Below are 12,378 nucleotides of genomic sequence, written 5' to 3'. Positions count from 1 at the left end.
GGCCCCGGAATGCGGGCCACCTGCCCCCTATCCCCCCTCCCAAGCCTCCCCCGGCGGTGGCAGTACTCATTTCACAATTTTGTTTCTTTTTATTTAAATAAAAAGGCATTAGAATCCACAAAATAATCAAAAATAAGAATATTGATATCGCGCTTAAGAGCCCATCAATACAACAAATCACAACAAGGCAGAGCCATTGATGAGTGCCGCTATCACGGGGGGTTGGCGTGGCCGAGCTTGAAGATACCCTCGCCCCGCACCAGACTCAGGCCAGACGGGAGCCGGCCGAAGCCGACTATCCGGTTTATGTCATTGTCGGCACCGGCCCCGTCGGTGTGCGCTGTGCGCAGAAGCTGCTCGAATACAGCGAAGATGCCCAGGTGGTGATTTTCGGCGCTGAAGCCGACGCCCCCTACAACCGGGTAAAACTTTCCCAGTACCTTTCCGAACAGCTCACCCTGCCCGATATCGACAACCCGATACTCGGTGAAAACGACAACAGGCTGGCGGAGTTTATCGACCACCGGGTTGTTTCCATCGACAGGGCCAACAAAACGGTTACAGATGTAACCGGAAGGGTGCAGCCCTACAGTAAACTGATTCTGGCCACTGGCTCCAATCCATTCATTCCCGATATTCCCGGCGCCGATCTGGCAAACGTTTATCCCTTTCGCAGCCTCCGCGATACGGAAACCCTGCTGCAACTGCGCGAGCAGAGCCGGCAACTCTGTGTTGTCGGCGCCGGAGCCCTGGGCTTGGAGGCGGCGGCCGCATTAAAGACACAGAAAAACCACGTCACACTGCAGTCCCGCACGCGACTGCTCGGCGGCCTGTTGAACGACGAAGCCGAGGGCTTTCTCGAATCGGCGCTGAGCGCGCTTGGCGTGGAGCTCAAAATTGGCGATGCGGTGAGCGAAATCACCGGCGATGACCGCGTTCGCCGGCTGCACTTTGCCAGTGGCGACAGCCTGGAGGTCGATGCGGTCGTCATGTGCACCGGCATTCGCCCGGAAATCGACCTGGCTCGCCAGTGCGGACTGAAAACCGGACGCGGCATCATCGTCTCCGAGTGGCTGCAGACCTCCGATCCCGATATCTACGCCGTGGGCGAGTGCGCTGAATTTGCGGAAAAGGTGTATCAGTTCGTCAGGCCCGGCTACGAACAGGCGGCAAGCTGCAGCCAGCATATCTGCCGCGAGTACAAGCGCGAACTGCCCACGTCCCCCTACCGCGGCAGCCTGACCGACATTCAGCTTAAGATCGCCCATATCCCCTGCGCGCTGATCGGGGAGCTTGGCGTCGATGTTGCAAGCAGAGGCGGCGGCGAAGAATTTACCTACCGCAACCGCTTCAAGGGGCTCTACCGCCAGCTGCTGGTCAGGGAGGGACGCCTGGTCGGCGCCATGTATATCGGCAGCTGGGGCGAGGCCAACCGCATCCGCCAGGCGGTCGCGCGCAACGAGGAAATCTCCTCTCGAACACTGAAGCAGTTCGAGCAGGGGGGGTACCTGTGGCAGAAAAAAGTTGCGATCGGCGTCAAGGAGCAGCCGGACAGCTATCTGGTGTGCCAGTGCAACGGTGTGAGCAAGGGGGAGCTGTGCAATGCCATCTCCCAGGGCAAGCGCACACTGATGGAACTGCAACAGGCCACAACGGCCGGTTCCGTGTGCGGCAGCTGCCAGCCGTTGATCGCGGAACTGCTGGACGCCCCCACCCCCAATCTGGTGATGCGCCACGCGCGCGGCATCCTGCTGACCTCGATTGTTTCCCTGCTACTGATTGCGCTGGCCGCCTTGATGCCGCCGGCGCCGATTTCCGACAGTGTGCAGAACCACTGGTACTGGCAGAAACTCTGGTACGACAATTTCTGGAAACAGGTCAGCGGCTACACCCTGCTCGGCTTCTGCGCCTTCACCACCACTCTCAGCCTGCGCAAGCGCTGGCGCAAACTGACCTACGGACATGTGGATCACTGGCGCTACCTGCACAGCCTGGTCGGCTGCGCGGCGCTGGTGGTGCTGGTGGTGCACACCGGCTTCCGCCTGGGTGAAAACCTCAACCTGGCCCTGATGCTGGTTTTCCTCTCCGCGACCACAACCGGCGCGCTGGTGGGCGTTTTTATGGCCCGCAACCACCACTGGACCGACTTGAAACTGCGCGAACACCGCAAGTGGTGGTCGCGGGTGCACTACGCGCTGCTCTGGGCACTGCCGGCACTGCTCGGCTATCACATTCTCGCGGTGTATTACTTCTAAATGAAAATCTATCGTTTCAAATTCTGGCACTACGGCCTGCTGGTGACCCTGGCGATTAGTTCCGCACTGGCTTACAACCTGGAGTTTTCCGACAAGACGCTGTTTATCAGCGGCGACGCCAGCCACGGCCACCACCAGATTGAACTCGCCTGCAGCGCCTGTCACGGCGACGGCTTCGCCGGCCCCGACGCTATGCAGCAGGCCTGCCTCAACTGCCACGCCGAGGAACTGGAGCTTGCGAACGACTCTCACCCGCGCAAGAAGTTTCTCGATCCGCGCAACGCGCCCCTGATGGCCCACCTGGATGCGCGGAAGTGCGTGACCTGCCACACGGAACACAAGCCGGAGATCACCCGCGATATGGGCGTCACCCTGGCCGGCGACTTCTGTTTTCACTGCCACAGCGATATCGCCGAAGACCGCAGCAGCCACAGAGACTTCGCCTTCGACAGCTGCGCCACTGCCGGCTGCCACAACTTCCACGACAACCGCACGCTCTACGAGGATTTCCTGATCGCGCACGTCGGTCAACCGGGGCTGCTGCCCGATGCCCAACTGCCGGCGCGCACCGCTATGCAGTCCTGGCTGCAGGAAAACCCGCACAAAAAACCGCTGCAGATACAGCAGGCGGATCTCGACGGCGGCGACGCTTCCATTACCGCGGCCTGGGCCGGAAGTGCGCACGCACGGGTATCCGTCAACTGTAGCGGCTGCCACGCCGATGGGCAGATGCGATTCTCCAGCCGCGAAATAGTGGACCAGTGCGGCAGCTGCCACAGCGAACAGCGCGAGGCCTTCACGCGCGGCAAACACGGCATGCGCCTGTCGACGCTGCTGCCGGAAGAGTTTGCCCTCGACGCAACCGCCGTGTCGCCGCAGCAGGCGCGCCTGCCGATGCACCCCGAAGCCGACGCCGCACTCAGCTGCGCCAGCTGCCACAAGCCGCACGAAACCGATCTGCAATTCGCCGCCGTCGAGGCCTGTCTCGGCTGCCACCGCGATGAACACAGCCTCGCCTTCAAGGATTCCCCCCACTTCAAATCCTGGAGCGCGGGAGACCCCGGCGGCGTCAGCTGCGCCAGCTGCCACCTGCCACGAGAGCCCCAGGGTGATCGGGTGGTTGTGAACCACAACCAGAATCACAACCTGCGCCCCAACGAAAAGATGCTGCCGGTTTGCCTGAACTGCCACGGCGTGGAGTTCGCGCTGGCCGCACTGGCGGACGAGGAACTGATCGCCCGCAACTTCCATCGGGCGCCCGCGCAGGAGCACCGGACTTTCGATTTGATCCGCGACCGGATCGCGCGAATTGCCAACGGCAACAAATCCCAAACCAAAACCCAATAGGAGGGGAACACTATGCGAATCGCCGCTTGTATCATTGCCAGCGCGGCCCTGCTCGCCGGCTGTGGACAGAAACAGGGCATTGCGCCGGAGCGCATGGCCGATGCAATTTTCGCCGTGATCGAGGCCGACCGCGCGAGCTACACCAACAATGTGGTCAACCGGCTGCAGAACGAGGAGAAGGTCATCAAGGCCGACGAGCACTGGCAGGATGCCAAGGCGCTGCCGCTGCCGGCGCAGATGTTGCGCATGGGCGCGGAGCGGGTGGCCGAGCAGGAAGCCGGCTTTAGCTATGCCCTGCTCTCCCTCTGGGCCATCAACAAGCAGAACAAACCGCGCACCGAACTGGAGAAGAGCGGGCTGCAATACATCATCGACAACCCCGGCAAAAACTTCTACGGCCGCGAGACACTGGGGGATACCGAATACTTCACCGCGATCTACCCGGATGTGGCCGTCTCGCCCGCCTGCGTCAGCTGCCACAACGAGCATATCGACAGCCCGCGCACGGATTTTGAGCTGGGCGAAACCATGGGCGGCGTCGTGATCCGTATCCCGCTGTGACAGACTGCTGAAAGGCCACGGCCGATTCCTCCGGGCCGGCGCGACTGCGCGGGCCCGGCGTCACCGCCGGATTTAGATCAGCCGGGAGCCGGCACCGGTTTCCGCGCACCGCCCCCGCTGCAGGCGCTCCAGCGACCGTCTCGTTGCAGTGCATCCCACGATTGCCACCTACCCCCTTATACCTCCACACCCCTGGCGGCCGGCAGTGGTTCCCGGCGCAGAGCCTGTTGCAGTTTCTTGCGCGCGCGGTGCAGCCGCGATTTCACCGTACCGACGCCGATGTCGAGAATTTCCGCCACCTCGATCAGCGAATGCCCCTCGACGTCGTGTAGCAGTACCGTGTCGCGCTGGGCGTCATCCAGGTCCGCGAGCGCGCGGTTCAATGCGCGCCGCAACGCCAGGCTGTAGAGCGGGTCGCGGCCGCCGGCATGGTTTTCCAGCGGGCAGTCTCCGTCGGCACTCCAGCCGCCGTCTTCGACCGGGCAGCGGTTCCGTCTCCGGTAGAGATCCACGAAGCGACGGTAGAGCACGCGGATCAGCCAGGGGCAGAGTTTGTCCACCGCCGCCATCTCCCCGGTGCGCGTCACCAGACGTGTGAGTACGTCCTGCACCAGGTCCTCCGCCTCGTCGCGATTCTGTGTCCAGCGGTAGGCCATACGGTACATGGCGTCGATATGCGGGCGCACCAAAGCGATGAAGCGCTCCTCGCGGCGCGACGGCAGCTGGAAAAGGTAGCGGAGCTTGCTCAAACCGGCGGTCCCTCGGCGATTTGTGGCGGTTTATCGGCGGCGGTGCGTCTGAATCGCATCCCTCCCGCTGCTTCAGAATAGTTACACGCACCGGAAGCACAAAAGGTTCCACCACTTTGACTGGGACGGCGGTGGCCAGAGACGCCTGCTGTGATGTCGCAGGCGCAAAAAACAAAGGGCGCTCGAAGCGCCCTTTTTAGACGGCTAACAAAGTCTGTCAACCGGAACCGAAGGCAAAGTGCGGGGACGGGTATTTCGAACCGTCGGCGACAGGGATGTCGCCGACGGAGCGTACAGGGACGTATTCACAGCGTTTCGAAATACCCGTCCCAGTGCTTTGCCGCCACAGCTCCTGCTTAGAACGACAGGAGGGGTTGTCAACGCACTGAAAGGGCGCTCGAAGCGCCCTTTGCCTACCGCTTTTTCCTGTGGGCAATATCAATTACAGCTGGCCGGCCCTACATCCTCCCAGACGTCCTCCACGCCGGGCTCGTCGCCCTGGGTCCACCATTTGGCGCGGTAGCGGCGGTCGTTGTGGTTGACCTCGTCGCCGCCGTTGTAGGCGGTGGTCGCGTTCCAGGGCACTTCCACATCGCTGGTCAGCTGCCAGTCCGCGACGGAGAAACCCGGCTCCGTCTGGGTCCAGTACTTGGCCTCCCACACAAGACCCTCGTGGCTGACCCGGTCGCCGCCCAGGTAGGTGGCACCGGAAGTCCAGGCCGGGTAGTTGCCGGCATCCGGGTCGGTCATCTCACAGCCGCCGGTCGGCAGGTTGACCACCGTCACGTCGACCTGGGCCGAAACCGGCGAATTGACGCCGTCGCTGACGGTTACGGTCACCGGATAGCTGGTGTCGCTGCCCACCTGCGGTGCAGTCAGAGTGACGGTGGCGCTGTCGCCGTTGGTCAGGTTGAAGGCCGGCGCGCTCCAGCTGTAGCTGAGCGCATCGCCGTCGGGGTCCGAGGCGTCGGCGAAGAGGTTCACGCTCTCGCCCTCGTTCACGGTGACGCCGGCGGGCAGGCTGACGCTCGGCGGGCTGTTGGGCGCCACCAGCGTGACGATGATCGAGTCGCTGGCGGTGAATTCGCCATCGCCGACGGTCAACTCGAATTCCAACGGCTGGTCGGCACCCACTTCCGCGGCGGCGAAGCTGGCCGCGGCCTGACCGGCGTTCTGCAGAGTCACACTCGGGCCCGAGAGCTGCACCCAGCTGTAGCTGAGACTGTCGCCGTCCGGGTCACTGGAGCCGCTGCCGTCGAGGATGACCGTGGCCGGGGTGACTACCATCTGATCGGCGCCGGCATCCGCACTGGGGGCGCGGTTGGCCGGCACATCCGTGATCTGAACCGTCACCGTATCCGGGGCCGAGTCCGCCTGGCCGTCGTTGACCACCAGCTGGAAGGTGAGAGTCTGATCCGCGGCCACATCCGGGGCGCTGAAGCAGGGTTGTTCTGCGCCGGCGTCGTCCAGGGTCACCGCGCTGCCTGCGGTCTGACTCCAGCTGAACGTCAGCGGGTCCGCGTCCAGGTCGTAGGAACCGGAGCCGTCCAGGCAGACGTTGCCGCCCTCGTCTGCGGACTGGTCGGCGCCGGCGTTGGCCACCGGCGCGCGGTTGCCGCCGCTGCCGCCGTGGCCCAGGCTCTCGTGCACCGCGTTGAGAATGTCGCCGTTGTCCGCATCTATCTCCCAGGAGAAGAGGCCGGCGAGGCCGAGGCTCCGCACATAGGCGCCCTTGGCCATGACGGACTGGGCGTTGTCGTAGGTGATCAGGTCGCCGGTGTCCGGCTTGAAGATATAGGCGCCCTGGGCCGTGGAATCGTAGTACTCCTGCCACTGCCCAGTGGCGATCCTGGCGACGATATCGCGGTAGTCCACCACGCCCGCCTCCCAGGTGCCGTCCACGGCGCCGGTGGCGGTGCCGGTCATATGGTCGCTGCCGGTCCAGCCGGAAACCCCGGTCCAGCCGCGGCCGTACATGGCGGTGCCGACCACCAGTTTGCCCGGCGGCACACCTTCGGCCAGCAGGGCCTGGATACCGCTGTCGATGTTGTAATCGTCGCTGGGATCCCAGCTCGGCGCATAGAGTGCGGTCTGGTGTCCGAGGACCGTATTGCTCCAGGCGCCGTAGAAGTCGTAGGTCATGACGAACAGGTAATCCATGTACTGCTCGACGCTGGTGTAATCGACATCCTCGATCTTGTCGGTGCCGGCACCGATGGCGGAGGTGAGCTGGTACTCGCGGCCGGTTTCCGCTTCGAGGCCGTCGAGCATCGCGCGCAGGTCCCGCATCAGCAGGCGGTAGGTCTCACCGTCGGTGGCCGGGTTGCCCAGGCTCGGATTGGCGCCCTGGCCGCCCGGGTATTCCCAGTCGATATCCACACCGTCGAAAAATTTCCAGGTGCGCAGAAACTCCTCCACCGAGTCGACGAAAGTCTGGCGCTTGGCGGGATCGTCGAAGAAGTAGAAGGGATCGGACAGGGTCCAGCCGCCGACGGAGGGCAGTATCTTGATATTCGGGTAGGCCCTTTTCAGCGCCATCAGCTGACCGAAGTTGCCCTTGTAGGCGGTGGCGTGGGTGTGCCCCTGCTGCGCCTTCTGCACCGCGGCGAAGGGATCGTGCAGAGCAACCTTGAAGTCTTCGCGGCCGGCGCAGGAGCGCTGCAGCGCCTGGAAGCTGCCCTCTATCTGCTTGAGGCTGTCGTTGATGCCGTCGCCGCCACAGATCGGGATAAAGCCGTACAGGATATGGGTCAGGTTGTAGGCGGGGATCTTGTCCACCGGGAAGGCGCGGCCGTAGACGCCCCACTCCACGAAGTAGGTGCCCACCACGGAGTTGCTGGTATTGGTATAGGGCTGGTTGTTTTCGCCGGCGTTGAGCTGGATCGGGTCCAGGTGGCTGCCATCGGTATCGGCAACCACTATCTCCTTGACCGCGGAGCTGCTGCAGCCGCTGCTGTCGCAGAGCGCGACCTGCAGATCGTACTTGCCGCCCCGGTCGATCTGCAGGGTCGCGGAGCCACTCTGGCTGCCGCTGCCGCTGGCGGCCTCTTCCAGTACCACCTGGCCGTTCAGCAGGTACCGTACTGTGTCGCCGTCGGCGCCGGACCACTTGGTCCAGGAGACCGGCACCTCGGCGTAGTCCCTGACGGTGATCAGGTTTTCATAGGCGGTGGCCGCGTCGTCCACTTCGATAATCGCGAAGCTGGTTTCCATCCAGTCGATTTGCGGCGCGCCGGGTGCGGCAGCGGCCGGGACACTGATCAGAGAAGAGGTACTGGCGAGACCGAGCGCGAACAGTGCGCGGCGCCAGCGGCTGGGATTTAGCCCTTTCATAGACGTTCACCTTGAGCGATTTTTATTGTTCTGGGCCAGGCTGTTCCGTACCGCTGAGCCGATGGCCCTGTTCGGTTTTTCGAGACAACTGCTTTCGATAGACCTGAATGACACCGCTGTCATCTATTTACAAAAATATGACAGCGGTGTCATTCAGTCCGCACATTAACGTCGAGAACGGGCAAAAGCCAGTTCAAAGGGTCATCATTGTCTTGAAAGTCATGTTCGAAGGGTGTTTTTTGGCATTCAATACCACAGGGTGTGAAGGTCGGCGCAGCCTGCCCGTTAACCGGGTCCGTAAAAAATGCGGCGGGGTCGCGTATTTTGGTAGGCACAAATAAATAGCGGCCGAATTCATTTCGACCGCTTCCCTCTTTGAAGCTGACTGGCTCAACTCCCGCTGTTCACCTCGCTGAAGTCATTCAGACCAGTGGCTGCCCGCTGTGGGTCTATTTACGGGTTTATCCAGTCTCCGTTACGGACCGCTTTTAATTGCTCCCCTTTTCCTTCGGGGACTGCTTTTACCCGGGCACTTCTATATTAGTGTCGAAAGCGGCCGTTACAAATACCGGAGCCCGCCCCGCAGGCGCAGATCCGTTCCGCCTGCCTAGGGAACCCTCTTTGCCTGGAGCCATTCACTCGGAAACTTGCTTCAGCGGCCGGATCAGCCCCTCCAACCCCTCGATTTTTATTTCCAGCGTCAGCGCCATCAGCTGCCCCAGCCTGCCCGCGGGAAACGTCTTCTTCGCAAACCAGAGCAGATACTCCTCCGGCAGGTCGATCAGCGCGCGCCCGGCGTACTTGCCGAACGGCATCTGGGTTCGCGCTATATCCAGCAGGTCCTGTTTTTCAAACATCGTTGCAGTTCGGCCTTTTCATTGGTTGCCCCTTCCCCGCCACCATACACTGAATCCTGTCTGTCCGTAGTACCGAGGTTCTTATGCGTATTCAAGCAATGAAACACCTGGGCCTGGCCGCCGTACTGGCCGCCGCTCTCGGCAGCCAGGGCTGTGCCAATATGAGCGATACGGACCGCCGTGTCGGTACCGGCATCGGTATCGGTGCAGTGACCGGGGCTCTTATTTCAGGCGGCCGTCCGGGAGGCACGGCGGCGGGCGCCGTGCTCGGCGGTGTCGGAGGCTGGCTCTACGACCGCGAGAAGAAAAAGCGCTATTACTACGACCGCCACGGCCGTCGCGTGTACGAGCGCTAAATACACTTGAGGGAAACGGGGGAGTCCGCGTGCGGATTCCCCCGCAATCGCCGGCGGTTACAGCAGTCTGGTCTTGGGAACCTCTGAATAACTCCATGGCCTCTCTGGCTTTCAGAGCGGTTCACAATCAAGGCGCGACTTTGCAGGAATGTCGAGACCTTTCAAAAAGTCGCAACGCAGAGTGTGAATCGCTCCGAAAGCCCCGCAGGGCGGGCCCTGAAGCATGCATCTGCGGCGTTGCAGCTCTTGCAAAGGGCCGGGCCATTCGCTGCGAGCTGCGCCTTGCATCTGCATGCTTCAGGGCCCGCAGAGAGGCTATGGAGTTATTCAGAGGTTCCCTTGATCTTGCCGCAGCGCTGGCAGCGGTATTCGGTCACCAGCCTGCCCTGCTTCACGTCAAATTTTCTCTCCGTGACCACCACCCACTTGTGGAAGCCCTCGCGGCACAGGCTGCTGCCTTTGTGTTTTTGCCAGGCAGTTTTCTTCTTGAAAGGAATCACTTCGCCCATGGTCTTTACACCACCTCTCCCGCCGCATGGCCCGAAGCCCAGGCCCACTGAAAATTGTATCCGCCGAGCCAGCCGGTCACGTCCAGTACCTCGCCGATAAAATAGAGCCCCGGCTGTGTCTTGCTCTCCATCGTGCGCGAGGAAATAAAGTCCGTGTCCACCCCGCCCAGCGTGACCTCCGCGGTGCGGTAGCCCTCGGTGCCGGCGGGCACCAGTTGCCAGGTCTGCAACCGGCGGCCTATATCCGCGAGCGCCTGTTCACCGTACTGCTTTAGCGGCCGGCTTTCGATCTTCTCCCGCCGCAGGAAAAACTGCACCAATTTTTTGCTCCAGATTTCCGCCAGCACGCTGTGCAGGTGCGGCTCCGGATTCCGCCCGCGCCGCTGCCGCAACCACTCGGCCAAATCCCGCCCCGGGGCCAGGTCGAACTCCACCGCCCGGCCCTCGCGCCAGTGGCTGGAGATCTGCAGCACCGCCGGGCCGCTGAGACCGCGATGGGTAAACAGCATCTGCTCGCCGAAGCTGCCCCCGCCGCAGCTGGCGGTCACCGCCAGGGCGCTGCCGGGCAGATCGCTCTGCTGCGCCAACTGGCGCCTGTGCAAGGTAAAGGGCACCAGGGCCGGTCGGGTGGGGACTATCTCCAGGCCGAACTGGCGCGCCACATCGTAGCCGAAGCCGGTGGCACCCATGGTCGGGATCGACAGGCCGCCGGTGGCGATCACCAGAGATTCGCAGGCCACCCTTCCCAGGCTGGTATCGACGAGAAAGCCGCTATCCAGCGCCCCTATGCCCTGAATACTGCAGCGGGTGCGTATCCGCGCTTTGGCCGCGCGGCACTCCGCCAGCAGCAGGTCGACGATATCTTTGGATTTGTTGTCGCAGAACAGCTGGCCGAGGGTCTTCTCGTGGTAGGGCACACGGTGCTTCTCCACCAGTGCGATAAAGTCCCACTGCGTGAAGCGGGCCAGGGCCGATTTGCAGAATTGCGGGTTCCGGCTGTAGAAGTTTTCCGGCGATGTGTACAGGTTGGTGAAATTGCAGCGGCCGCCGCCGGACATCAGGATCTTCTTGCCGACCTTGTTGGCGTGGTCCAGCACCAGCACGCTGCGCCCGCGCTTGCCGGCGGTGGCCGCGCACATCAGCCCGGCCGCACCGGCACCGACGATCAGCACCTCTGTTTTGTCGGGCAGCTCACTCACCGGCCACCCCCGTCAAGGCACTGTTTGATACGGCCCCAGGCGTGGGGCCAGGCGATACGCTCCTGCTCCAGGCGCAGGCGCCGGTCCCCCACCTCCCGGTAGAGGTTCTGCTCCGCGGCAGTGAGCCGCTCAAGCTGCGCCCCACTTCCGGCATTCGGGTCCCGTACACACAGATCCCGGTGGCACTCCAGAGTGTGCCTGTCCATCATCAACGACTGTATCTCCGGGTAATATGTCCGTATACGATTGAGGATCGCGAAGCCGTCGCTGTCGATATCACCCCAGTAATAACAGCGCGCCCGGTGTAGCCAGGGCAACCCGGCCAAAACGCCGACGCCGAAGCCGCGCCCGAAGACAACGGCGGATTCCGCAAGCGGTTCAAAGGCCAGAAAGGTGGCCAGGTTCTCGACGATAAAGACATTTTTGACCGGCAGATCCAGCAGGCGCAGCTGCGGCACCGGCATTTCCAGGTCTTCCAGCCCGCGCAGCCGCAACTGCAACTCCCGGTCCAGGAGGCGCAGGCGCACGCGCGGCGACGCCTTGCGCAGCCCGAGGAAGTCGGCAAAGTCGCCGCTGTACTCACGCCCATCGACGGTACCGAGCAGGGCTATCAGGAGTTTCCTGTGCCGCTCGATCCATTTGGAATCCAGCCCTTCGATGGGTAGCTGGCGCAGATAGAGATTCGAGCGCGGGTGCTCCTGCAACCACTGCAGCCCCCGCAGCAGTGCCTCGAAGTCGCCTTCGTCCATTGCCGACAGGGCGCTATAGAGCGGGGGCAACTCGGCCTGCGGCCAGAGAGAATGGATTTTCTCCCGCAGCTTGCGCACACGCTGCCAGGGCTCAAGCTGTCCGCACCAGGCCGCCACCGAATCCGCATCCGGGAACGACAGTTTCTCCGGCAGCCTCTGCCTGCCCAGCGTGCGCCAACTGCGCTCGCACCACTGTAATACTTCCGGATGCGCGGCACACTCGGGACAATCCCGCCAGCGCTGCAGCCAGTCGCGCACTGCCGCCAGTTGCTGTTGCGCGCGCGCCTCCGCCGGTACCCCCAGGTTGATCACCAGCGGCCACTGGCCGCCGCCGGCCAACCAGGTATCGCGCTGGTTGCGGAAACGTTTGTGCAGAATTTCGGTAACAACTTCGGGCGTTTTCAATGAATCTCTTTCCTGGCACTTCGCCGTGTAGGAGCCTGCTTGCAGGCGAATGGGTCCG

10 protein-coding genes are annotated in these 12,378 nt (G+C 62.8%); 4 read left to right on the top strand and 6 right to left on the bottom strand.

Translation table 11 applies throughout. The annotated features are described in order from the left end of the window. Positions 1-227 precede the first annotated feature (227 nt). From ACXAF3_RS03115 to ACXAF3_RS03105, 3 genes are read left to right on the top strand one after another with little or no spacing between them, the layout of a single operon-like run. Complete coding sequence (locus ACXAF3_RS03115; RefSeq protein ID WP_475110816.1) at positions 228-2,255, top strand: FAD-dependent oxidoreductase; 2,028 nt, start codon at positions 228-230, stop codon at positions 2,253-2,255. After that, positions 2,256-3,602: a cytochrome c3 family protein gene (locus ACXAF3_RS03110; protein ID WP_475110815.1), complete on the top strand. Its 1,347-nt coding sequence runs from the start codon at positions 2,256-2,258 to the stop codon at positions 3,600-3,602. Positions 3,603-3,614: 12 nt separating this feature from the next. Next, the gene (locus tag ACXAF3_RS03105; protein ID WP_475110814.1) at positions 3,615-4,163 is read left to right on the top strand and encodes a Tll0287-like domain-containing protein; all 549 of its coding nucleotides are present in this window, start codon (positions 3,615-3,617) and stop codon (positions 4,161-4,163) included. 176 nt (positions 4,164-4,339) lie between these two features. Here the strand turns inward: ACXAF3_RS03105 and ACXAF3_RS03100 are convergent, their stop codons facing one another. The 3 genes from ACXAF3_RS03100 to ACXAF3_RS03090 form a co-directional block, all read right to left on the bottom strand. Continuing rightward, complete coding sequence (locus tag ACXAF3_RS03100) at positions 4,340-4,912, bottom strand: RNA polymerase sigma factor (RefSeq protein ID WP_475110813.1); 573 nt, start codon at positions 4,910-4,912, stop codon at positions 4,340-4,342. Between the two features lie 438 nt (positions 4,913-5,350). After that, positions 5,351-8,245: a glycosyl hydrolase family 18 protein gene (locus tag ACXAF3_RS03095; protein ID WP_475110812.1), complete on the bottom strand. Its 2,895-nt coding sequence runs from the start codon at positions 8,243-8,245 to the stop codon at positions 5,351-5,353. A gap of 635 nt (positions 8,246-8,880) precedes the next feature. After that, complete coding sequence (locus tag ACXAF3_RS03090) at positions 8,881-9,102, bottom strand: DUF3820 family protein (protein ID WP_475110811.1); 222 nt, start codon at positions 9,100-9,102, stop codon at positions 8,881-8,883. An 83-nt stretch (positions 9,103-9,185) separates the two neighbouring features. On the opposite strand from ACXAF3_RS03090, the gene ACXAF3_RS03085 reads away from it, so the two are divergent. Further along, a complete protein-coding gene (locus tag ACXAF3_RS03085; RefSeq protein WP_475110810.1) occupies positions 9,186-9,458 on the top strand; it encodes a hypothetical protein in 273 nt (90 codons plus the stop codon). A gap of 323 nt (positions 9,459-9,781) precedes the next feature. On the opposite strand, the gene ACXAF3_RS03080 is transcribed toward ACXAF3_RS03085, so the two are convergent. From ACXAF3_RS03080 to ACXAF3_RS03070, 3 genes are read right to left on the bottom strand one after another with little or no spacing between them, the layout of a single operon-like run. Then, positions 9,782-9,967 carry a hypothetical protein gene (locus ACXAF3_RS03080; protein ID WP_475110809.1) on the bottom strand — a complete coding sequence of 62 codons (186 nt, stop codon included), beginning with the start codon at positions 9,965-9,967 and terminating at the stop codon, positions 9,782-9,784. A gap of 5 nt (positions 9,968-9,972) precedes the next feature. After that, positions 9,973-11,106 carry a BaiN/RdsA family NAD(P)/FAD-dependent oxidoreductase gene (locus tag ACXAF3_RS03075; RefSeq protein ID WP_475111010.1) on the bottom strand — a complete coding sequence of 378 codons (1,134 nt, stop codon included), beginning with the start codon at positions 11,104-11,106 and terminating at the stop codon, positions 9,973-9,975. 56 nt (positions 11,107-11,162) lie between these two features. Continuing rightward, positions 11,163-12,320: a Wadjet anti-phage system protein JetD domain-containing protein gene (locus tag ACXAF3_RS03070; protein WP_475110808.1), complete on the bottom strand. Its 1,158-nt coding sequence runs from the start codon at positions 12,318-12,320 to the stop codon at positions 11,163-11,165. Positions 12,321-12,378 lie beyond the last annotated feature (58 nt).

It is taken from the genome of Microbulbifer sp. ABF4_143 (assembly GCF_056160225.1).
The sequence above is the reverse complement of the archived record's forward strand: the minus strand, read 5'-3'. Positions and strand labels throughout refer to the sequence as shown.